This is a genomic window from Paenibacillus aestuarii (assembly GCF_027789125.1).
Taxonomy (GTDB): Bacteria; Bacillota; Bacilli; order Paenibacillales; family NBRC-103111; genus Paenibacillus_E; species Paenibacillus_E aestuarii.
Window position 1 is genome coordinate 211,164 of record NZ_JAQFVF010000026.1, and the last position, 23,453, is coordinate 234,616.

At 49.6% G+C, this 23,453-nt stretch carries 19 protein-coding genes and 1 riboswitch; of the genes, 15 read left to right on the top strand and 4 right to left on the bottom strand.

Going from position 1 to position 23,453, the window contains the following annotated elements; all coding sequences use genetic code 11:
• Nucleotides 1-18: 18 nt before the first annotated feature.
• From O9139_RS12345 to O9139_RS12395, 11 genes are all read left to right on the top strand, one after another.
• Nucleotides 19-1,158, top strand: a complete 1,140-nt coding sequence (locus O9139_RS12345) for an ROK family transcriptional regulator (RefSeq protein ID WP_270879818.1) — start codon at nt 19-21, stop codon at nt 1,156-1,158.
• 181 nt (nt 1,159-1,339) lie between these two features.
• A riboswitch (guanidine-I (ykkC/yxkD leader) is annotated at nt 1,340-1,477 on the top strand.
• A 65-nt stretch (nt 1,478-1,542) separates the two neighbouring features.
• Nucleotides 1,543-2,907, top strand: coding sequence for an APC family permease (locus O9139_RS12350; RefSeq protein ID WP_270879775.1), 1,365 nt, complete (start codon nt 1,543-1,545; stop codon nt 2,905-2,907).
• Nucleotides 2,908-2,943: 36 nt separating this feature from the next.
• Nucleotides 2,944-3,663: an urea amidolyase associated protein UAAP1 gene (locus tag O9139_RS12355; protein WP_270879776.1), complete on the top strand. Its 720-nt coding sequence runs from the start codon at nt 2,944-2,946 to the stop codon at nt 3,661-3,663.
• A 46-nt stretch (nt 3,664-3,709) separates the two neighbouring features.
• Nucleotides 3,710-4,360: an urea amidolyase associated protein UAAP2 gene (locus O9139_RS12360; RefSeq protein ID WP_270879777.1), complete on the top strand. Its 651-nt coding sequence runs from the start codon at nt 3,710-3,712 to the stop codon at nt 4,358-4,360.
• 27 nt (nt 4,361-4,387) lie between these two features.
• Nucleotides 4,388-8,020, top strand: coding sequence for an urea carboxylase (gene uca / locus O9139_RS12365; RefSeq protein ID WP_270879778.1), 3,633 nt, complete (start codon nt 4,388-4,390; stop codon nt 8,018-8,020).
• Between the two features lie 13 nt (nt 8,021-8,033).
• Nucleotides 8,034-9,836 carry an allophanate hydrolase gene (gene atzF / locus O9139_RS12370; protein ID WP_377525013.1) on the top strand — a complete coding sequence of 601 codons (1,803 nt, stop codon included), beginning with the start codon at nt 8,034-8,036 and terminating at the stop codon, nt 9,834-9,836.
• Between the two features lie 190 nt (nt 9,837-10,026).
• Entirely contained in the window at nt 10,027-10,383 is a 357-nt protein-coding gene (locus tag O9139_RS12375) for a hypothetical protein (RefSeq protein WP_270879779.1), read from the top strand.
• Nucleotides 10,384-10,575: 192 nt separating this feature from the next.
• On the top strand, nt 10,576-11,814 hold the full coding sequence (locus O9139_RS12380; protein ID WP_270879780.1) for an efflux RND transporter periplasmic adaptor subunit: 1,239 nt from the start codon (nt 10,576-10,578) through the stop codon (nt 11,812-11,814).
• 18 nt (nt 11,815-11,832) lie between these two features.
• Nucleotides 11,833-12,447, top strand: a complete 615-nt coding sequence (locus O9139_RS12385) for a TetR/AcrR family transcriptional regulator (protein ID WP_270879781.1) — start codon at nt 11,833-11,835, stop codon at nt 12,445-12,447.
• Between the two features lie 40 nt (nt 12,448-12,487).
• The gene (locus O9139_RS12390) at nt 12,488-15,616 is read left to right on the top strand and encodes an efflux RND transporter permease subunit (RefSeq protein ID WP_270879782.1); all 3,129 of its coding nucleotides are present in this window, start codon (nt 12,488-12,490) and stop codon (nt 15,614-15,616) included.
• A 143-nt stretch (nt 15,617-15,759) separates the two neighbouring features.
• Nucleotides 15,760-17,088, top strand: coding sequence for a polysaccharide deacetylase family protein (locus O9139_RS12395; RefSeq protein WP_270879783.1), 1,329 nt, complete (start codon nt 15,760-15,762; stop codon nt 17,086-17,088).
• A 54-nt stretch (nt 17,089-17,142) separates the two neighbouring features.
• Here the strand turns inward: O9139_RS12395 and O9139_RS12400 are convergent, their stop codons facing one another.
• Nucleotides 17,143-17,877, bottom strand: a complete 735-nt coding sequence (locus tag O9139_RS12400; protein ID WP_270879784.1) for a YheC/YheD family protein — start codon at nt 17,875-17,877, stop codon at nt 17,143-17,145.
• Nucleotides 17,878-18,069: 192 nt separating this feature from the next.
• On the bottom strand, nt 18,070-18,498 hold the full coding sequence (locus tag O9139_RS12405; RefSeq protein WP_270879785.1) for an SRPBCC family protein: 429 nt from the start codon (nt 18,496-18,498) through the stop codon (nt 18,070-18,072).
• A gap of 198 nt (nt 18,499-18,696) precedes the next feature.
• Between O9139_RS12405 and O9139_RS12410 the strand changes: the two genes are divergently transcribed.
• Entirely contained in the window at nt 18,697-19,089 is a 393-nt protein-coding gene (locus O9139_RS12410; RefSeq protein WP_270879786.1) for a DoxX family protein, read from the top strand.
• Between the two features lie 2 nt (nt 19,090-19,091).
• Here O9139_RS12410 and O9139_RS12415 read toward each other — a convergent pair whose 3' ends face one another.
• Nucleotides 19,092-20,327 carry an ATP-binding protein gene (locus O9139_RS12415; protein ID WP_270879787.1) on the bottom strand — a complete coding sequence of 412 codons (1,236 nt, stop codon included), beginning with the start codon at nt 20,325-20,327 and terminating at the stop codon, nt 19,092-19,094.
• A 193-nt stretch (nt 20,328-20,520) separates the two neighbouring features.
• On the bottom strand, nt 20,521-20,628 hold the full coding sequence (locus tag O9139_RS12420; RefSeq protein WP_270879788.1) for a YjcZ family sporulation protein: 108 nt from the start codon (nt 20,626-20,628) through the stop codon (nt 20,521-20,523).
• Between the two features lie 186 nt (nt 20,629-20,814).
• On the opposite strand from O9139_RS12420, the gene O9139_RS12425 reads away from it, so the two are divergent.
• From O9139_RS12425 to O9139_RS12435, 3 genes are all read left to right on the top strand, one after another.
• The gene (locus O9139_RS12425) at nt 20,815-21,975 is read left to right on the top strand and encodes a serine hydrolase domain-containing protein (RefSeq protein WP_270879789.1); all 1,161 of its coding nucleotides are present in this window, start codon (nt 20,815-20,817) and stop codon (nt 21,973-21,975) included.
• 153 nt (nt 21,976-22,128) lie between these two features.
• Nucleotides 22,129-22,485, top strand: a complete 357-nt coding sequence (locus O9139_RS12430; RefSeq protein ID WP_270879790.1) for a DUF3870 domain-containing protein — start codon at nt 22,129-22,131, stop codon at nt 22,483-22,485.
• Nucleotides 22,486-22,611: 126 nt separating this feature from the next.
• On the top strand, nt 22,612-23,436 hold the full coding sequence (locus tag O9139_RS12435) for a M55 family metallopeptidase (protein WP_270879791.1): 825 nt from the start codon (nt 22,612-22,614) through the stop codon (nt 23,434-23,436).
• Nucleotides 23,437-23,453 lie beyond the last annotated feature (17 nt).

A 23,453-nucleotide genomic window follows, 5' to 3' on the forward strand; every position in this document is an offset into this window, starting at 1 on the left:
GAGTGCAGCAGTGTGAGCATGAATTATAACAGCTTCCAGTGGATGAAGCTCAACAACCAGCGCAAGGTGCTGGAGTTGCTCCACTACGAGCCTTCGATCTCCCGGGTAGAGATTGCCCGCAGGACACAGCTGACGAAGCAAACCATTACGAATTTGATCAACGAGTGCCTGGAGAAGGAATGGGTGGAAGAGGTACAGACACAAGCCGTAAAAGGGGCCGGTCGCCGACCGGTCCTGCTTCGTCTGAGGCGGGAAAAGCTTCTGGCCATTGGGATTGAAGTGACAGGGACCTATCTGGCAGGGGCCTTAATCAATTACAATGCAGCTTTGCTCCATCAGGAGAAGCTTGCGCTAAACGGACCTGTGGCGATGGACTATCTGCTTGCGCAGATGGAGACGATCATCGGCCGCCTGCTTGCGCATGTGCCTGAAACATGCCGCTTGCTGGGCATCGGTTTCGGGATGCAGGGAGTCGTTGACTCTGACACGGGCGTTGTACTGCGCTCTCCTTATGCCGGCATGTTCTCGTTTGATTTGGCTACATGGGCAGAGCAGAAGTATAGTCTTTCGATTCGCGTGGAAAATAATGTAAGGGCTTTTGCCAACGGAGAGATCTGGATCCGGAGCAATCGTTCGCTGCAGGATACATTATGCGTCTACCTGGATGAGGGGGTGGGAAGCGCACTGCTGCTCCGGGGCAAATTGTACACGGGGTCAAGTTACCTAGCTGGTGAGATCGGACATATCAAAGTGCGGGACAATGGCACGTCATGCCGCTGCGGGCAGAACGGCTGCTTAGAGGCGCATATTTCGGTTGAGGCGATTACGAAACAATTGAAGCGGACGAATTTCGAAGAAATTGTTGCACAGCTTGCTGAAGGAGATGAGGATGCGGTAGCGCTTCTGGAGCAGGCCGGCAGCTGGCTGGGGCTAACGCTCGGAAATTCGGCCAATCTGCTAAACCCGTCGGAGATCATTATTGGCGGACAGTTGACCGTGGTGTCATCGTGGTTTATGGTCCCCTGTTTGGAAATGTTCAACAAGACAGCTCTTCCAAAGGCTCATGCCGACATCGTGTTGAGCGATTATCGCCGCAATAACTGCAGCATCGGAGCGGGAACGTTGGTTTTCCAACATTGGATGAGGCATCCCAATTAGGATCATTTCAAAAAGGGCGAGCATTTCGACTCTTTTTTTATTTTCAAGGAACCCATTTTTTCGGAAAACTATTCACTGTTAGGTATGGTCAAGGAACAAAAGTTGTGTTATTATTTATCACATAAGAAAAGTTGTTGGCAGGAATAATAACATTTAATGTTATGTTCTATAATTGAATTATAAAACTGTTTTCTAGGGTTCCGCAGTTAGCTATAACTTCATTCTTATGTGAAGTTAACTGGACTGGTCCGAGAGGAAACGCACAGCAAGCGCTCAAAAGTGCAGGCTGTGTTCACGGAGGGATAAAAGCCCGGGAGGATGTTACTCACATCTTCCCGGGCTTTTTTTATTCAAAAGAAAAAGAGGCGGAGAGGATGAAAGAGGATGGAATCAAATGTGACATTACGCAAATCGTTAACGATGTTTCAAGCGGCCTTTTTGGGATTGGCCTGGATGACCCCCATGATTTATTTCTCAGTATTCGGTATTGCTTATGACGCTTCACAAGGTTCAATTACGGAGGCTTATGTTTTGGCTTTAGTGGCCATCGTTTTTACCGCCGTGAGCTACAGTATTTTGTCGGGAATATTTCCTACATCCGGTTCGGCATACACCTATGTCAAGCAAGCGATTCATCCGTATCTCGGCTTTCTGGTCGGTTGGGCGATCATGTTGGATTATCTCTTTTCTCCGCTCATCGCTTACCTGACGTTTGGCATCTTCTTGCACGCCCAGTTTCCGGCGGTTCCATCGTTTGTATGGATTGTACTGCTCAATGTGTTGGTGGCCCTCGTCAATATTGTGGGCATCAAAGTCTCGGCGCTGGTCAGCAAATTGTTCGTACTGATTCAGATTTGTTTTATTGTATTGGTTTGCTTTCTGCTCGTCCGTACGTTGATGGGGCAACCTGCCGCAATCCTGCCTTTTGCCGATTGGAGCTCGCATTATTCGACTGCATTAGCTGGAGCTTCTATAATTTGTTTCTCTTTTCTCGGATTTGATGTCGTCACAACGATGGCGGAGGAAACGAAGGATGCGAAGAAAAACATTCCCCGTGCTGTTATGCTGATCATTATCGTCGCAGGCATCTTGTATATTTCTCTCTCTATGCTGATTCAAATGGTTTTTCCAAGCCTCAGTTTTGCTAACCTGGATGCTGCAGGATTTGAGCTGATCAAGCAAATTGGCGGTGCGGCACTTGGCCTCATGTTTATTATGGTCATGATTCTTGCCATCTTTACCCAAGGGTTGACGTCGATCACCAGCGTTTCACGCCTGTTGTTCGTATTTGGACGTGATGCCATCTTGCCGAAAAGATTTTTCGGACGCTTGTCTGCTAAGTTTTTGACGCCAGTGAACAACATAGTGCTCGTGAGTGTATTGTCATTATTCGCGCTCTCGATCAGCTTGGATATGGCGGTGAAATTTGTCAGCTTTGGTTCACTGGTCTCCTTCGTATTCGTTAACGTTTGCGTCATTGTCGAGTGCTACTTCAAACGCAAAATGCGTTCCTTGCCGCAAACGTTTCTATATTTCATATTCCCGCTGTTAGGCGCTGTCTTTATTTGCTGGCTCCTGTCCTTGCTGGATTCACATGCGCTCCGGCTGGGCTTCGCCTGGATGGCAGCAGGGGTGATCTACCATGCGTACCGGACAAAACTGTCAAAGGGCTGGCTGAAACAGTCGCTCCTTGATGCGAGGGAGCAAAGGCGCCAGATGGTGCTGCGCGCGATGATGGCGGACGATTAAAGCTTGCATTTTACTTTGAAACCAGGAGGAAAGAATATGAATGAGCATTGGAATACGACGATACACCCCGGCGGTAAATGGTCGGGTAGAGTTGGGGCAGGGAAACTAATTCGCTATACGGCGCTAGCGAGTGGTGCAAATCTGGCTATGTTGCTTTACAACTCAAGGGATTTGACAGAGCGCTACAATATGCCCGATACACTGAAAGCGCAGCATACGGCTCATTTAACCAAAGGGCACGTGCTGATGAGCGATAACGGGAATGTTATGGCCAGTATTGTCGAGGACAGTCTTGGCTGGCATGATCCGATCAGCGGATATACGACAAGGAAACATACGGATGTGAAATACGGTATTACGGACTACCAAACCAAGCGAAACGATTGGCTCCGCAGCGGGCAGGACAATTTCATTGTCGAGCTTGTCCGCAATGGGCTGGGGACGCGCGATCTGATGCCTCCGGTGAATTGGTTCGCGAAGGTGCAATGTGATGAGCAGGGTCGGATGCGTTTTAACCCAAATCATGCCCAAGCAGGCGCATTTGTCACTATGCGGACGGAAATGGAAGTGCTGCTGGTGTTGTCCAATACACCTAATCCGCTCGACCCGGCAGGCCGTTATCCCTCGGTTCCAATCCTGATGGAGGTGATGCCAGCCATGCCACCAAATGCTGACGATCTATGTGTCAACTTCCGGCCTGAGAACGAAAGGTCTTTCGACAACACCCGAAGCTATCATCATCTTCTTGGCACCTAGTTGTTCCAGTATACGATGGAAACCAAATAATAGGAGGTTAACATATATGCAGCTTTTGCAGAAAACAGAGAGCTCCCGCCTTCCGGAGAACGCCATCTACGACAAAATGGTATTGGCCGGCGACGGCTGGATCTACGATTTGGAGCCGGGGCAAGTTTTGCGCATTGTTGATCTGATGGGCAATCAAGCCGCAGATACGCTGTTTTATGACGCCGACCACCCCGCGGACCATTACAGCGCCGTACAAACTATTGTCAATCAAGGAAATATTTATTTGACTACTGGCTCCGTGCTATATGCGGAGTCCGGCAATCCGCTGCTCGAGATTGTAGCCGACACGTGCGGCCGTCATGACACGTTGGGCGGCGCTTGCTCCGCTCAAAGCAATACGGTGCGGTATGCCCATGACAAGGTGCATATGCACAATTGCCGGGATACGTTCATGCTGCAACTGGCCCAAAGAGGCGAAACGTTCACCAAGCGTGATTTGGCGCCTAACATCAACTTCTTCATGAATGTTCCCGTCACGGAGGCTGGCGGTTTGACCTTTGCTGACGGTCTCTCGGCGCCGGGCTGTTATGTGGAGCTGCGAGCCGTCGCCCGTACAACCGTGCTCATCAGCAACTGTCCGCAGTTGAATAACCCATGCAACGCTTACAATCCGACACCGATCCGCTTGCTGATCTGGGACTGTTAGAAGCCATTTATGAGGAGAGGTGCTTAAATGTTTACGAAAATTCTTATAGCAAATCGTGGTGCCATTGCGGTACGAATTCAAAGAACACTGCGCCGATTGGGCATAGCTTCTGTGGCTGTATATACGAAGGCGGATCAGGACAGCCTGCACGTCGATATGGCTGATGAAGCGGTGCTAATCGGCGAAGGTCCTGCTAAGGACAGTTACCTGAATGCTGACCTCATTTTGCAGGCAGCCATCGATACGGGGGCTCAGGCGATCCATCCGGGCTACGGCTTCCTGAGTGAGAATGCCGAATTCGCGCGGGCCTGCCGGGAACGCGGTATCGTCTTCATCGGACCGACACCGGAGCAAATGGAGATGTTCGGTTTGAAACATTCCGCCCGGGAAATTGCGGGAAAAGCGGGCGTCCCTATGCTGCCGGGCAGCGATTTGATCACGGGGCTGGACGAGGCGGCGGCGAAAGCGTCGAGCATCGGCTATCCTGTGATCTTGAAGAGCACGGCCGGCGGTGGAGGCATCGGCATGAGGATGTGTGCAGACGAAGAGCAATTGCGTTCGGCTTATGAGGCGGTTAGCCATTTGGCTGAGGTCAATTTCAAGAATGCCGGAATCTTTATAGAAAAATACATTGCCAAAGCCCGTCACGTGGAAGTGCAAATTTTCGGAAACGGTAGGGGTGAGGTCGTTGCGTTAGGGGAACGGGATTGCTCCATTCAACGGCGCAACCAGAAGGTGATCGAGGAAAGCCCGGCGCCAAACTTCCCGGAAAATATAAGAGTATCGATGCTGGAAGCTGCCAAGCGGCTGGCTGCTAAAGTCGGTTACCGGAGTGCGGGGACGGTCGAATTTTTATATGATCCTGGCACATATGAATTTTACTTTTTGGAGGTCAATACCCGTCTGCAAGTGGAACACGGTGTGACTGAAGAAGTGCTGGGGATTGATCTGGTGGAATGGATGGTACGGGAGGCGGCTGACGAACTGGTTCAGTTGGATTCCCTTGTGCAGAAACCGCAAGGCCACAGCATACAAGCTCGCATTTATGCTGAGGATTGCTTGCAGCAGTTTCGCCCGAGTGCTGGACAGCTGGATTGCGCCAAGTTCTCTGAGCATGCGCGTGTTGAGACTTGGGTACGGGATGGCGTGACGGTAACGACGCTGTATGATCCGATGCTGGCGAAGCTGATCGTGCATGCTGAAGACCGGGAGGCGGCGATCCTTAAACTGAGCCGTGCGCTGGAGGAAACGCGGATGTACGGCATCACGACCAATCTGCAGTATTTGCAGGCGCTGCTTGCGGAGACCGCTTTCGTGGACGGGGACGTGCATACACAGCAGCTGAGCGGATTTGCGCCGACAGAGCTGGCGCTGGAAGTGCTGGATGGAGGTGTCCAGACGACGGTGCAGGATTGGCCCGGGCGTATCGGCCACTGGGATGTAGGGGTTCCTCCGTGCGGCCCGATGGATCCGTTATCCTTCCGCACGGGCAATAGGCTGCTCGGCAATCCGGTGGACGCGAGCGGTTTGGAGTTTACCCTACGGGGTGGGTCCTATCGTTTCCGCAGCGATCTATGGTTCTGCGTCACGGGCGCCGATATGGAAGCGGAGCTCGACGGTGTCCCGGTTCCGCTCTACAAGCCGGTTCATGCCAACCAAGGGCAGACGCTCAGTTTTGGCGAAGCTAAGGAAGGCATGCGTTCATACTTGCTAGTAGCCGGCGGATTCGACATGCCTCGGATTCTCGGCAGCAGCGCTACCTTTACGCTGGGGCAATTTGGCGGCCATGGTGGAAGAGCGCTTCGGACTGGCGATGTGCTTCGCGTAAACCAAGGGCATGATCCGGTGCAACCCGTTGGCCTCGGCGTGGAACAATATCCGGTGTTCTCCCGGGAATGGACGATCGGTGTGATCCCGGGGCCGCATTCGACCGAGGAATATTTGCGGAAAGAATATTTGACACAGTTGACGGAAACAAGCTGGGAAGTACATTTTAACAGTTCCCGTACGGGGGTTCGGCTAATAGGACCTGCGCCACTATGGACTCGCGAAGACGGCGGGGAAGCAGGGCTGCATCCTTCCAACATTCACGACAATGCGTATGCTGTCGGTACGCTGGATCTCACCGGCGACATGCCGATTCTTCTGGGACCTGATGGGCCTAGCCTGGGGGGATTTGTGTGCCCGGTGACGACGGCGACGGCTGAATTATGGAAGCTGGGGCAGCTTCATCCCGGCGACAAAATTCGTTTCCAGTTAATCACACTGGAACAGGCGGATGAACTGCGCCGGCAGCAGGAGCTTTACCTGGAACAGGTGGGTACTGCAAGTATGGGTTTAATCCCGCCTGTAACGCTGCCTCTGCTGGATGAGGTGGATTCATCGGCTGCGCTTTCCCTGAAGCCGGATTATCCGCTGTTGATAAGCGAGCAAGCGGGGCGCAGGTTTCCGATAGCTATTCGCTGCAGCGGAGATGAGAATCTGCTGGTGGAGTATGGACCGATGGAGCTTGATCTCATGCTCCGCTTCCAAGTCCACGCCTTGATGCAGGCGATCCGTGAATCAGGCCGCATCCCGGTTCTCGATCTAACGCCGGGCATCCGTTCTCTGCAAGTGCATATCGACCGCAGCCGCATTTCGGTGCAAGAGACGTGTCGCATCATTCTGGAGCTGGATGAACATTTACCTCCACTGGAATCCGTCACAGTCCCTTCGCGCATTGTCCGGCTTCCTCTGTCCTGGGACGATCCGGCAACGAAGCTCGCCACAGAGCGGTATCAACAAAACGTACGTCCTGATGCTCCCTGGTGTCCGAGCAATCTTGAATTTATAAGGCGGATTAACGGGCTGGATAGTGAGGACGAGGTCAAAAGCATCGTGTTCGATGCCAACTATCTGGTGCTGGGACTTGGCGATGTGTACCTGGGCGCTCCAGTCGCTACGCCAATCGACCCGAGACACCGGCTGGTCACGACCAAATACAACCCGGCCCGCACCTGGACGCCGGAAAACGCAGTAGGCATCGGCGGTGCGTACATGTGTGTTTACGGGATGGAGGGACCTGGCGGATATCAATTCGTCGGCCGCACGATTCAGATGTGGAACCGCCTGAGAACGACCCGGAGCTTTGAAAATCCATGGTTGCTGCGTTTCTTCGACCAAATTCAGTTTTATCCGGTGGAGGCCGACGAGCTGCTTGAGCTTCGGGAAAGCTTCCTGCGAGGACGTTTTGAAGCGGATATTACGGAGACGACTTTTAGTCTCGGAGAATATCTCCAGTTTCTGGATTCTATCGAAGAAAGTGCGGATGCCTTTCGGTTCAAGCAGCAGCGCGCCTTCCGTGCGGAGCGCGACCGCTGGAAAGAGCAGGGGCTTGCGGAATATGTATCTGAGCAGGATGCGGCAGAGGCTCCGGAGGAAGAGGTGCTCCAGCCTGGCACGGTGCCGATGCGCAGCACGATTCACGGAAGGATCTGGAAGGTTTTTGTAGAGCCCGGTCAGCGAGTAAAAGCGGGAGAGGAAATATTCATTGTGGAGAGTATGAAGATGGAATTTTCACAAAAAGCGACGTGTGACGGTATTGTCACCTCGATCCACGCAAAACCGGGTGATAGTGTGCATGCCGGGCAATTGATGATCGGTTTGAAAAAAGCAAATTAGGGGGAGGAACGCGATGATGCCAATACCGCAAAAGCTAACTTTTACTTGGCTTCGGGAACAGTACCAGAGAGGTGCGCTTACGCCGAAGCAAGTCGTCTTGGAGATCGTGGCAAGAGCGGAGCGAGACAAAGAGATGAATATATGGATCATCCCGCCCGCCTTGGCGCATATACAGCCCTATTTGGACTTGCTGGAGTCGAAAAAGTCAGCGGATTCCCCATTGTGGGGTATCCCATTTGCCATAAAGGACAATATTGATCTGCAAGGATTGCCGACAACGGCAGGCTGCCCCGGTTTCACCTATATGCCAGCGGAGCACGCTGTGGTCGTGCAACGTCTTATTGAAGCGGGAGCGATTCCGATCGGCAAAGCGAACCTTGATCAATTCGCCACAGGTCTCGTCGGCACAAGAAGCCCTTATGGGGATACGCACAATGCTTTGCGCCAGGAGCTGATCAGCGGTGGTTCGAGCTCAGGCTCGGCCGTTGCGGTCGCCAGAGGGCAGGCGGCGTTTGCCCTAGGTACGGATACCGCCGGATCGGGGCGCGTTCCGGCCGCACTGAACAACTTGGTTGGCTTGAAGCCGAGCATAGGGGCTTGGCCGACCAAAGGCTTGGTGCCCGCATGTGCGAGTCTGGATTGCATCACGGTATTCGCTCACAGTTTGGAGGATGCGGCCGGCGTGGATGCGGTTGTCCGGGGGTCCCATGAGGGAGACCCGTGGTCGCGAAATACCTCGCAGCCAGTGCCGCAGGCCCCGCTAAGGTGGCTTTTGCCCAAGGAAGCACCCGAATTTTTCGGTCCCTATGAGGATGCTTATCGTGCAGCTTGGCTGCATGCCGTAGACCGCATGGAGGCAAGCGGTGTACCGGTAAGCTACGTCAATACGGACCTCTTCGCCCAAGCAGCAGCCGTATTATATGAAGGCCCTTGGGTCGCTGAACGCTGGGCGTCTCTCGGAGACTTCGTCAACTCCCATCCGGGTACTGTACACCCGGTAACAGAACAAATATTGAAGACTGGGGCTAGTCCAGCTTATGATGCGGCTTCTGTCTTCAAGGCGATGCATCAACTGCAGGCATACCGTGCCGAAACGACGCAGATGCTGCAGGGAGCTGTACTAGTCATGCCGACAGCCGGAGGAACCTGGACGCGTGAGCAAGTCTTGAACGACCCTGTCGCCACGAATCGAGACATGGGCAAATACACGAACCATTGCAATTTGCTGCATCTTTGCGCCGTTGCGCTTCCAGCGGGTGAAGCGGGAGACGGGGTGCCATTTGGTGTGACCTTGTTCGCTGGGAATGATCGGGAGGATTTGCTATTGGGAGCTGCTGAGCAATGGCGGGACTGCGTATGGGGTGGTGAGCGGAAGGCGGCTTCCACCGTGGTCGGTGGTTCATTGACCGCAGCCCATTTGTGCGAGGATAGCATCCTAGTAGCGGTATGCGGCCTGCACATGCGTGGTTACGCCCTGGAGCCGCAGATGATTCGGTGTGGGGCGCAGTTTGTCAGCGAGGCAGCTACTGCAGCGAAATACCAGCTCGTGAAGCTGAATACAAGCCCGCCTAAGCCTGGCTTAATCAAAAGAACAACAGAAGGCACGTCGATCGCATTGGAGCTATGGAGAATGCCGCTATCTTCATTCGGATCTTTTGTGTCTTCGATTCCGGCTCCTCTGGGCATAGGGCAGATTGAACTTGCGGATGGTAGACACGTCCAGGGATTTGTGTGCGAGGCCTATGCCGCTCTGGATGCTATAGATATTTCGGTCTATGGGGGATGGCGCAATATGCCATTGGAAATTCTGGGATAATTTCAGTCGGAGCGGTGGATGGCATAACGTATAAGCAAGCGGGAGTAGGCAGTTGTTGAGGCAACTGCTTATTCTTTTTGTGAAAATTTATGTTAGATTTAACCTATATCCATATTGACATAGTTTTATTCTGTGTGTTAATTTTGTAATAAGTTAAATTTAACCTATATACGTTAAGGGAGAGATCGATATGGCAAAAGGTTCACTGATCGTCGGTTGGGGAGAAATCATCGCGGGGCGCGAGAAGTCGGCTAAAGCTACGCTCGACAATGCGATGCAGTACTGCATTCGATTGCAAAGGGAAGGAAGAATCGACCGCTTTGAAGTCGTCGTTCTTGAGCCTCATGGCAGTGATCTGAACGGCTTCGTCCTGATCACAGGGGATAAAGAGGCTGTGGCGCAGCTGCGTGTGGAGGATGAATTTGTCTCCGTTATCGTCGGCGTGCAGTTGGTCCATCGAAATGTCAGAGTCGTAGGGGCTTATACAGGGGCTGCGCTGCCGTCATTGTTCGCGATGTGGGATGAGCAGGAAGAGAGAATGTTGTAAAGCAAGTCACACGCCGACTGCTGTGAGCAGCGGCGTGTTTTCAATTCACTTGCTGTACAGCGTGCACCTCCAACTATTTCAACCCTGTCGCCTTCTAGTCGCTTGTAATATACATCTCACTTTGATATGATGTGACTGACTGATCAGTCAGTCGGCTGATCTATAATGATTTCCGGGAGCGTGGAGATGGAGATGAAGCATACAAGAGCCCTTGCTATTGCGGCGATGTCCCTGCTGCTGATTGCAGCCGGATGCGGAGCGCGTCAAGCGAAGGATGTGCCGGTGACAGCTGGCGCCGGCGATACGGCTGCAAAGGTTGTTGGTGTGCAAAATGTGCAGAAGGCGAAGTGGGGCACGGAAGCGGAGCTGGCGGCGGATGTCATTCCGTTCATGGAGTTGGATGTCGTCGTGAAGGTAAGCGGTGATGTCACGCAAGTACATAAGAGCCGTGGAGATACGGTATCGAAAGACGAGACGATTCTTGAAATCGATAAGAAGGATATGAACCGGGAAAAAGAAAAGGTCGATGCCGCCCTGCAAACGGCGATGGAGCAGGTGGATAAAGCGAAAAAAGACTTGGCGGACAACAAGAAGGAAATCGAACTGTCCATTGCTAAGACGAAGCTGTCGATCTCTGATTTGGAGCGCGACTACGCCAAGATGCGGAATAATTTTGACGAAGGCATCGGCGAGAAAAGTGCGCTGACGTCGATGGAGACGAAGCTGGAGCAGGCGCGCATGGACCTTGAGCTTTTGAATGATAAACAGAAGACACTGGAAACGAGCAACCCGCTCAGTCCAGCGGAGTACCAACTGAAAAGTGCGCAAATCGCCCAGGAAGAATGGCAGCGTTCCATGTCTTACTATGACGTTAAATCGCCAATCAGCGGTGTGCTGATCTATATGCCGGCTGAGGTGGGCATGACGCTGCCAAGCGGGATGGCGATCGCGAAAGTGCAGCAGCAGAATGTCGTCAAAATCAAAGCGAACCTCACGGACGCGTATCGGCGGATGGTGCAGGATCAAGCGGAATTGAGCTTTGTCAATCCGGAAACGGGCGAGACTTTCAACGGCAAAGTGATCTATCTCGCCTCTACGGCGGATTTGCAAACGAAGACATTTGAGCTGCAGCTGCAAGCAAGCAACACCGCTGGCAAGTTAAAGCCGGGTACGAGGGTGCAGCTCCAGTTGAACGCTCCCCAAGCTAGCGAGTCGATAACCGTGCCGGCAGACGCCGTGCTGCGGGAGAACGGGCAGGCCTATGTGTTTGTGGTCAAAGGGGACCAAGTGGAAAAGCGTCAGGTGCAAACGGGGAAAACCAAGGATAGCCAGCAGGAAATTACTTCAGGCCTGGATGGCAGTGAGAAAATCGTTACTCGTGGTCAGCTGCGACTGCAAGACGGTGAGCACGTCACGATAGAACAGAAATAGAAGCAACGGGGGTAAACCGTGGTAAAAGATAATGAACTTACAAAGCAAAAGCTGCTGAAAGCTGCTTTAGAGATTTTTTCAGAGAAAGGCTACTATGAGACGAAGGTTTCCGACATTGTGAAAAGAGCGGGCGTCGCTCAGGGTACCTTTTATCTGTATTTTCAAACCAAAGAGAGTATTTTTACATCGATTATCCAAAGCACCAATGATCAGATGATCGAGCAAATCGATCAGATTTTCGCTGAACAAGTATCCCCGCAGATGCCGAAAGAAGAACTGACAAGGCGCTTATATGAAACGATTTATAACTGTATGGCGTTGTATCGTGATCACCGATCCATTGTCTACATGATGCGGATTCACGGAGCTTCGCAATTCGCCGAGGCGGAAAGCGTCGCGAAAGCCTGTGACGAGAACCTGCTTGGCATTATTATGAAGCTGTTTCGGAAATTCCAATTATTCCCTGAGTATGACCAATTTCAATATGAAGTGGCTGCGCGCGCGATCCATGGCTTGTTAAATGAGACGTGCATGCAGTACGTGATTGTCCAGGAATTGACCGAAGAGGAATTATCGAAGATCGTCGGCGTCGTGACGCAAATGATCTACAACATGACCCTGGGATGCGAATAGCCCCTTTGCAAGTCAATGGTCAATGGAAGGAAGAGGATGAATGATCGCCAAGGCGCTGAAATATCGCAAGGTTACGTTATTGTTTATGTTGATTGCGATGATCGTTGGGATCACCAATTTTATCGGGCTTCAGCAGCGGGAAAATCCGGAAATCACCGCGACGATGGCTAGTATTCGCACGATTTATGCCGGTGCCTCTCCTGATAAGGTCGAGCAACTGGTGACCAAGAAGCTGGAAGACAAGATCAATGAGATGGAAAATATTTTGAAGGTGACGTCGACGTCTCAGGAAAGCGTGTCATCGATTGTCGTGGAGCTCGTGCCTGGTACGGATACCAAGCAATCCTGGGATACGCTCCGGCAAAAATTGCAATCTGCAGAAGCAGATCTGCCGGCGGATGCGGATAAACCGGTTATTAATACGAATTTAACGGAAATATCGGAGCAAATTTTTCACCTGGTGGTGGAGCGTCCGGAAGATTTCGAAAGCCTGCGGTCTTTGACGGAAAATTGGAAGGAGCAGCTGCGTACCGTCTCAGGGGTCAGCAGTGTGGAGGTTGTTGGGCTTCCCGATCAACAGGTGAAAGTGGTACTGAATGATGCCAAGCTGGAAGCATACCATCTTCACTGGGGACTGATTGCACAAGCGCTGCAAGATTCGCGCGAGCGGGTTCCGATTGGAACCATAGATCAAGACAATCAGCGCAAATATCATCAATTGACCGGGGAGTGGGCCTCGCCCGAGGATGTGGCGGAAACGGTTATTTATCGCACTGCGAATGCGGGCTCACCCTTGAAATTGAAAGATGTTGCCGACGTGACGCTGGCTCCCAAGAAGTTGGAACAGCGCATCTTCTATAACGGGAAGCCGGCCATCGACATCGCCATTAAAGCGCAAAAAGGTGTTGATGTGCCTGCGCTGCAGGATCGAATCGATACCAAGATGGAATCGCTGAAGAAGCAGCTCCCCTTGCAAGTTCAGCTTGTCTCTGCGTTTAACCAAAAAGAGAATGTAAACAAACTGTTCTCGGATCTGGGCAGAGAGCTGCTGATCGGAATTATTGCGGTCATTATCGTATGTTCCTTAGGGCTATCGTTCAGCACCTCGCTGCTGGTTTCCACAGCGATTCCGCTGTCCATTCTAATCGGGCTCATCCCGATGAAGTTGTTCGGCGTCGATTTGAACCAAATATCGATTGTTGCGCTCGTCATCGTACTCGGTATTTTGGTCGACGATGCGATCGTCGTGAACGATAATATCGAACGGCGGCTGCAGCTCGGCGACTCCCCGGGACAGGCGGCTTTTAGGGGAAGCCGTGAGGTTGGCGTATCGATTTTGACGGCTACAGTGGCTACGGCATCCGCTTTCTTTCCACTGTATTTCCTGAAAGGCAATATCGGCGAATTCATTCGCCCAATTCCGCTGGTGATCACCTCAACGCTGATTGTGTCCATGGTGATGTCCCTCACCGTCGTTCCGATCGTGCGTCAGTGGCAGCAGGAGAGGGTGCTGAGGCGGGGAAGGATTGTCGTGAATTCCAGGGAGCGCTATCCAGGGTTGCTGGGGCGTCAATTTTATCGTCTGAGCGCTTTTTATGAACAACAGCTCAAACGCATCATGAAGCGTCCTCTGCTAGCCGGGCTTATCGCGATGGCGATAGGAACGTCCAGCTTTGGGCTGCTGCCATTGCTTGGCGTTCAATATTTCCCGCCAGCCGAGCGAGAGCAGCTGCTGGTTGATATTGAACTGCCGACGGGCAGTACGTTTGCCGATACGACGGACACGACGGAAGCGATTGGTGCTTGGATTCAAAAGCAGCCTGGCGTTAAAGAGGTGTCTGCATATGCCGGGCGGTCGGCGCCTAAGTTTTATTATACCGAGGCTGATAAGTTTGACAGCCGGGTCGGGCAAGTGCTGGCGATCGTCGATCAGCACAAGGTGAAAACGGGCGAGCTGGTCACCGCGTGGCGGGCGGGACTTTCCGCGCTCTATCCCGGTGTGCAGATTACTCCGCGTGAATTGGAGAACGGACCTCCAGTCGGAGCGCCTATCGCCATTCGGATCAGCGGGACTGAGCTGGGCGAATTGAAAACGATATCGAATCAAGTCCAACAGCTGCTTCGGGATGTCCCAGGCGCCGTGGATGTGTCGGATGATATCGGAGATCCCATTCCAACCGTAAATATGGTGCTGGATAAGGATAAAGCGAACTTTTTCGGTGTGACGGATAAAGATTTATCTGCGACAGTTCGGCTGGCGACGGACGGCATGAAAGTATCCGATATGCAGATGGCTAATCGGCTGCTGGATGTCAGTTTATACAGTGATCGTGGTGTAACCTCCCAGGCTGCGAATCAAACGGTTGAGAATTTGTTGGTTCCTTCGCAGACCGGCCAGCTGTATGCGCTGAAGGAGTTTGTTTCTTTTGAGAACACGACATCGCTCTCCAAAATCCAGCGTTATAATATGATGCGCACCGTAACGGTTCGGGCCTATACGGATGGTGCTCTGGCTGCCAATGTGATGAAGGAGCTGCAGCCTAAGCTCGATGCGATGCAGCTGCCGGATGGTTATTCCTTAAGTGTAGGCGGGGAAAATGAAGAGCGGGATAAGTCCTTCGCAGCGATCGGGCAGCTTTCCTTGGTGGTGCTTATGCTGATTTATATCATTATCGCTATGCAATTTTACTCCTTGACCACGCCCGTCCTCATTTTATCGACCGTTTATCTGGCTTTGGGCGGATCTTTAATCGGACTGTTTATTACAGGTGCTCCTATCGGATTTATGGCACTTATGGGCGTGGTGAGTCTTTCAGGGATGGTCGTACGAAACGGGATCGTAATGATCGAATTTGTTGAGCAGGCGAGAGAAGAGCGGGGATTAGCCTTGAACGATGCGATTGTCGAAGCGGGGAAAGCGCGCCTTCGTCCGATCCTGCTGACTGCCGCAACAGCGGTTAGCGGTCTTATGCCGATGGCTATTTCCGGGGGAAGTCTCTGGCGGCCCATGGCGGTTTCGATTATTAGTGGGCTGATCTATTCGACGGTATTGACCTTAGTTGTCGTGCCATCCTTATACAAAATTTTGATCACGTGGAAAATGAAGCGAAGTTCGGCGGATATAGGTCACCATCATGAGGGGCCGAACACGGTTCACTCCAGCATATAGTACAAGAAGCATATGCCGTTTAGTCGGCCTGTGCTTCTTTTTTTTTGGCACTGTGTCCATGGCAATTTTTTACTAGTGTCCAAGCACCGAATTCCTCTCGTTAATAACTTATTAATAAGTAGCAACAGTCAGGGGGTAGATCCATGATTTCCGTCATATGCTGTACGATGCGGGATGAATTTATTGACAATGTGTTTGAAAATTACTTGAAGCAAAGACTGCGGGAAAAAGAATTGATGATTATACTCAATCAAAGCTCAATGGATCTAAAAAAATGGAGGGAAAAAGCCGCACCACATCCAGATATTTCAGTATACCAATTGTCCGAGAATAAAACATTAGGTGAGTGCCTGAATTTTGGGATTAAGTTATGCAAGCATGATATTATCGCCAAGATGGATGACGACGATTACTACGGCCCTAATTATCTTGCAAATCAACTGCGGATGATGAATAAAATGAATGCCGATGTCGTCTGCAAAAGAACGGTGTATATGTTTTTTGAGAATAAAAAAAAGATTGGCTTGCATTTAGCCAACGAAGATAAAAATACGTTTGTAAAACGGGCGGGAGGAGTAAAAGGATCGACATTAGTCATTAAGAAATACGCGTGGGAACGGATCAATTTCCTCCATGTGAATATTGGGGAGGACTTTGAATTTATCAAACGGTGCATCTGGCAGGGCTATAATATTTATGTAACGGATGAAAATGACTATGTTTGTCTCCGCCGATGGAGGGGCAATCATACTTGGAAAATTAACAATCAAGCGTTAATCCAGCAATCCAAAATACTGGGTGATGCCAAGTCCATCATGGAATTTATTGTGAATAAAAAGAAGGAGAAGGGCAGAGTTGTCCCGCCTATTTATAATTGCAGCTTGCAGAGCAGGCACATTGCGTTAACTTTTGATGACGGGCCTGACCCTGTTCATACGCCTATCATTTTGGATTTATTGCGACAGTATGACGCTAAGGCTACCTTCTTTGTCGTCGGAGAACAGCTTGAAAGACATCCTGAACTGGCGCGAAGAATCGTTGATGAAGGTCACGAGATTGGCAATCACTCATTTTATCATCCGTATTTGACGAAATTGACTTCTAGCGAAATCTACAAAGAGTTAATAGATACGGAACTGCTCATCCGACGTATTACCGGGAAAAGAACACGTTTATTTCGTCTGCCCTATTTGGAAAAAAATCCAAAAGTCATGCAGATTGTCAACGAATTAGGATATAAGCCGATTATGTGCTCAATTGATACCTACGATTATGAAGCAGTTGGATTCAGGGATATTGTGAAATCAGTGATGACTTCATCGAAAAGAGGGGAAATTGTGTTATTTCACGATTCCGGCGGCGATCAATCAGAAACGGTTAAAGCGGTGGGTTTAGTCCTGAAAAAGCTGCGAAACCAGGGCTATAGATGTGTGAGCGTTTCCAGGCTTTTGGATATATATAGGAAGCAATGAATCCTATAAACGTAAAGAAAACTCTCCTGTATAGGAGAGTTTTTTATGCGAATTTTAGAATTTGGCATATCTCAAAATTCTTTTATACATTGTCTTGTCTTTGAGCGCATTAAAAATACTCATATCAGGCCCTGTATTAATTTCTAGAATCCATGGCTTCATCTTGGTATCAATGGCAATATCGACGCCGAAAGCTCTTTTGTTTGTGTAGCTAATTGCAAGAATGCTGCTCGCCTCTCTCCCTAAAGTTTCGATCTTCCTAATATAGTTTGCCAGGTCAGCACCACTGAGATGCGATTGAAGAAGTTTGCTTATAGGTAAAGGTGTACCTCCGCTGTGATAATTGGTCACGATCTTGTTCGCTCTGCCCAACCGTCCGATAATCCCCGTCGTTACCAGTTGCCCGCTTCTGTTCTTTTGCACCATTACCCGGATATCGAAGGAGCGACCATTATGTTTGAGCATCTCAATTCCCTGTTGAACAATATATTTGTCCCTATTAATTAATTGCTGAAGAGAATCGTATAAGGCATCAGCTGTAGCGTAGTTTCTTGAGGTCGTGCCGCCTCTTAGAACGAACCCGTTCTCGGTACGACTGATTTTATAAATGCCCCGGCCCCCCGTGCCCTCATCTGGCTTTAAGTAAAGGGCGTTATATGTTCTTAACATATGGTTCAGGTTAGATCTTGTTGCTGCCATTGTGTCAGGGAGTAGATCGCTTATGCGGCTATATTTTTTCATGAAAAGATGTTTGCCTAATTTCCCCATCTTGTATCGTACCTTTTTCATTTCATCTACCTCCTGCATGTTCATGTCGAGGTATTATATGCGAACGAGCTTTGATGGGGCATAGGCTTTCGAATACTATGGATAGAGTGACGGGTGTTGGTGAGGGGAGACGGGGAGCGGCATCCAACGACGCATGAGATTTCGCATTTTATGGGGAATAGCGGAAGGGGGGGGCTTCCGCTATTTGCTATTTTACAAAGAGCGCTCGCTATACGCTTTAAAATTATTCAGAAACGACTGCCAGCCAGCTTGCTGCTGCTCCAGAGGGAAAGTCGTTTCCGCTTCAAATACTTCAATGATCTTCGTATCGCTGTCTTGGCTAATAAAAGTGATCGCCACTCGTCTTCCATCGCCAAGGGTGTAGGCGATAAATTCGTTTGTTCGAATTTCATCATACACGCCGCCAAAATCGAAGCCGAAGCTTCCGTCCTTAGCTTCCATTCTTGTTAAAAACTTGCCGCCGACCGTTAAATCATTTTCGGCAGTTGGTGCATGCCAATCGTCAGATGCAAACGACCACTTCGTAATATGCTCGGGTTCGGTCCAAAACTTCCATACTTGTTCAACTGGGGCATGAACTGTAATTTCAACCGTAATTGTCGCTTTTTCGCCTGTTTCCATTATGGATACCGCCTCACTATGTTTTTTGACACTCATGGATAATTGTACCATTAAAAAGCGCTTGAAATAAAATCCATATTTTTGGCTATTCGCTTTACAAACGAACATATATTCGGTATTATGAGTATGGATTAATTTTCCATGAGCTCGAGCCATCTACTTTTATTATCCTATATTCTCTTAAGGGGGAGATTTACGATGAAAGGCACAATTTCTAAAGGACGGCTGTGGACGGCCAGGGTCTTCAGCGGTATATCCATCTTGTTTATGCTGATGGACAGCATTATGAAATTATTTAAACCTTCGTTCGTTGTAGAGTCTACGGTTTCGCTCGGATATCAGGAGCATCATATTGTGTTGATCGGCGTACTGGGACTAATCTCAACTCTTCTATTCGCTTTGCCACGCACCTCGTTCATAGGTGCAGTGATGTTGACCGGTTATTTTGGCGGAGTGATGGCGACACACATTCGTCTGGATGCCCCTCTTTTTTCCAATATCTTATTTCCTGTTTATTTGGCCATATTGATTTGGGGAAGCCTTTGGCTGCGAAATGAACAAGTGCGCAAGCTCTTTTCTTTGCAGAGATAGGCTTAAGACATTTTTTCAACCAGCTTCACAAAGGGGAAGGCGATCGTAAAGACGGTTCCTTTTCCTTTCTGGCTATCAACAGCAATGCTTCCAGACATGTTCTTGATAATGCTGAACGAGACCATCGTGCCAAGGCCTGTCCCTTTATCTTTATTAGAAAAGTAAGGAGTGCCTAAGCGATTAATTTCCTCAACCGTCATCCCTACGCCTGTATCGGTGACCGTAATTATAGTCTTATTATCACGTATTTGGGATTTAAGTTCCAACACGCCTCCTTGTTCCATCGCTTCAATGCCATTCTTGACTATATTGATCAAGGCTTGTCTCAGTTTTTGCCGGTCACCTTCAATGTTCGCTTCGTGTTTCGTCTCAATCTGTAGTTGAACGCCTCTGAGCAATGCGTATGAACTGAGTATCGATTCAATATATTTAATCTCTTGCCCAACTTCTAGAATTTCCACATACTCCGGATGAGGCCTGGCGAGTGAGAGATAATCGCTAATAATTTGCTGTGCACGGTCCAGTTCCTCTAAACAAATCTCGCCATATCGCTTTTTCTTCTCATCGCTTAAAGGAGTTGTACTTAATAATTGGATAAACCCTCTTAACGCTGTCAGCGGGTTCCTAATCTCATGAGCGACTGACGCCGAAATTACACTGGCAACGCGCAGTTTTTCGGATTCTATCATTTCTTTTCTAAGATGCATATTTTTCTGAATCGATTCGATCATATAAACCATTAACACCAGGAAGGTGCTCTGCATGGCATAAAAGGCCATGGAATTATTCAGATGCGGATAGTCCGGATGGCCAACCAGATAATATAATTTGCCAAATAATTTCGCGAAGAAGGAGATTGCAAATACAGCTGACAATTTAAACAGAAGACCTGAGGCGTGGTATTTTTTCCAAATGAAGAATATAACAAGATAGGTCATAGTGGTAGAAATAGTGCCCAGCAGAAATCCTTCTCCCCCCAGCACAAACCTCGTACCGATTAAGGTGAAGCCTACAAGTAGGGCAACAACGGAGTTCCCATACAAGCAAGCCAGGATGACGGGAATAAGCCGAAAATCAAAGAGCAGCCCGTTTTCTTGATGGATCGGAAATGACATACAAAGAATTGTGGGTATAGCAAAAATAAGATAATACGCGATGTGTTTAACGCTGCGAGGATACTTGCCATTTACTATGAGTTGATAAAGTAAGGGGATGGAGATGAAAAAAATATTAAGCAAAAAATTTTCCACTATGTAATTGAACAAAGGTATCACTGCTTTCTTAGCAAGCATCGTAGTATTATAAAATTATGATAACGGACAATCTGTTTACTGGTCTAGAGGCTTTTTACATAAGATTTAGATAAAGTCCTGGGTAGAGGAAAAGAAAAGGGCTACAAGCAAAATGCTGTAGCCCCTCCGTTTTATTCAATTACCAAACAAATGCACTCGTAATGATAACCAAGAGAATGAAAAGGACCAAAATTGCTGCTGCCGAAGTACCGATTCCACAACCAACACCTGCTGCTCCGTAACCCATTCATATCACCCTTCCTATAAATTAATCGACTACATCATTAGTGTATGAAGTTATTGCTCTGATGCTTGGGCATGACGGATTTATCTCAAAAGGATATTGAGAAATATTTTATGACAAATTTCAACACATTTTGTGAAACTCATCAGATATAATAATGAAAAGTCATGATGAAGAAGGAGGCTTGCCTTGTACGAATTGGATGAACAGATACAGCAGGTGATGGACAAGCATCGAATCGTTGGTTTAGCAGCCTCCGTGATTCACGACGGGCAACAGGTTTGGAGCGCAGGGTATGGTTTGGCCAATATAGATAGACGCATACCCGTTACACCACAAACGGTATTCCGCATCGCTTCTATTTCGAAGACGGTCGTCGCAACGGCGGTTATGCAGCTTGTGGAGAAGGGCTTATGCGGAATTGATCAGGATGTAGGCGATATCCTTGGATTTCCAGTACGCCATGATGAGTATCCGAACGTCCCGATCACGCTCAGGCATATCATGACCCATACATCCGGCCTGCAAGATGAGTATGTTCGATTTGTCGTGGATTCGCGCAACGAGAATCCGCCGAAGCTGCGCCTAACTGATTTGCTGCTGCCAGGCGGGGCCTACAACACGGACAGTCTCTGGGGAGACGGTCGGCCAGGAGATCCGAATGGGTTTGAATATTCGAATCTTGGAGCCGTCATTTTAGCCACAGTGGTAGAACGACTGTCGAATGAGCGCTTTGACGCCTATTGCAAGAAGCATCTGTTCGAACCGCTGCAAATGAACCGGACTAGTTTCCATTTGGGTGACCTGATGGATATGGATGATGTGGCCGTTCTCTATGAATACGCTGAAGCCGATGACCGCTTTGTCGTTGGCACGGACGATTTCCGGGGGAAGAAACCGGATTCCGTCGATTACAGCGATTATGTACCGGGCACCAACGGCGCGCTTTTCAGCCCGCAGGGCGGTTTGCGGAGCAGTGTGGACGATCTGACCCGCTTTTTGGAAGCGCATACGAACGCCGGCACCTGGAACGGTGTGCAAGTTCTGAAGCCGGAAACGGCGGCTCTCATGTATGCGCCGCATTGGTCGGGGCATCGGCACGATGGCTTCTTCCGCAACTGTGGGCTGCAGTTCATGATGACGGACGATCTGCTTCCGGGACACAGACTTATCGGGCATTCCGGCGATGCATATGGGCTGCTTAGTGATATGTATTTTCACCGGCAGGAGAGGTGGGGATTCGTTCTGCTTATGAACGGCCTTGTTCAAAGGAAGGCGCAAGGCGTTTATTTTGAAGCGGAAGAGGAGCTTGCCCGGCTGCTGCATAACACTTTCTTGAATAAGCCCTGAACGTGAAGATATTCCTTATTTACAACATGTTATTACGATGTTAGAATATATCACATAATTAGTGTTCTGGCTTCTGATGGTCGTATGAAGACACTATCTCTTCACACATCCCGTTCAGAAATCGAACAGAATGCTAACAAGGAGAGTGGTTGTTTGTTATACGACAAAGATACGATCTACATCATCGGCGATGCGCAAGCTTCCGTGAACAATCCGATAACGCAGCAGTACAATGCTTTTTTTATTGGGCTTGTTGTAGATCCGACAAACCATAAAATTGTTGATGCCGGCTGTTCAACGACGATTCCGCTCACATCGGACTTTGTCCGCTCGATTTTTATCGGGCACAACATGCTCATCCTTGATGACGTGGCGGAGGAAGTCCGCCGAAGATATCATGGATCATCCCAAAAGGCATTAATCGTCGCCTACAAAGACGCACAAAAAAAATATAAATTAGCACTTAGCGGCCGGGAAGAACTTGGTCTCCAATCTACCGGCACAGTGTAAGCTGCTTTATTTATCCGTATGGCAACATACCCGTAAATAAAACCCAGCAAATGGTAACTTGGGCAGGTACTGTCCGAGGCTGTTTGCTGGGTTTTTGTTATTTTATAAAACTAGGGAGGGCTACCTATGAAATTGTATATTTCCATAGATATGGAAGGGATCACTGGGCTTGTCGATAACACGTTCGTCGATTCCAGACAGTATAACTACACACGCGGACAGCACATCATGACAGATGAAGCCAATCATGTTATTGGCACAGCTTTTGATGAAGGCTGTAAGGAAGTCATTGTGAATGACAGTCATTCCAAAATGAACAATTTGCTCATTGAGCGGCTGCATCCCGATACACAGCTGATTTCAGGGGATGTGAAGCCTTTTTCCATGGTACAGGGGTTAGACGCTTCTTTTGCCGGCGCAGCTTTTCTCGGTTATCACACAAGAGCGGCCACCAAGGGCGTGTTAAGCCACACGATGATTTTCGGAGTACGGAATATGTACATCAATGATCGAGCGATTGGCGAGCTTGGATTCAATGCCTATGTAGCCGGATATTACGGAGTTCCCGTTCTACTTGTGGCGGGCGATGATGAAACCGCGATTGAAGCGGAAGAGCTCATCCCGGGTGTGACGACGGCGGTTGTGAAGAAGCGGATCTCTCGCACAGCGGCGTTGTGCCTAACACCGGAAAAAAGCGGGCAGCTTCTTCGCGATAAAACGAAGGAAGCGCTGGCAAACCGCAGTAAAGTGAAGCCTCTTGTGCCGCCGGATCAGCCAGTATTAAAGATTGAATTTGCCAACTACGGCCAAGCGGAGTGGGCGCACCTGATGCCGGGCACGACGATCGACGATAACAGCCCGATCGTAACTTTCCAGGCACGCAACATTCTTGAGGCTTACCAAGCGATGCTGGTCATGACGGAGCTTGCGATGAGAACGGCATTTTGTTAATAAGCGGGAGCGGGTGA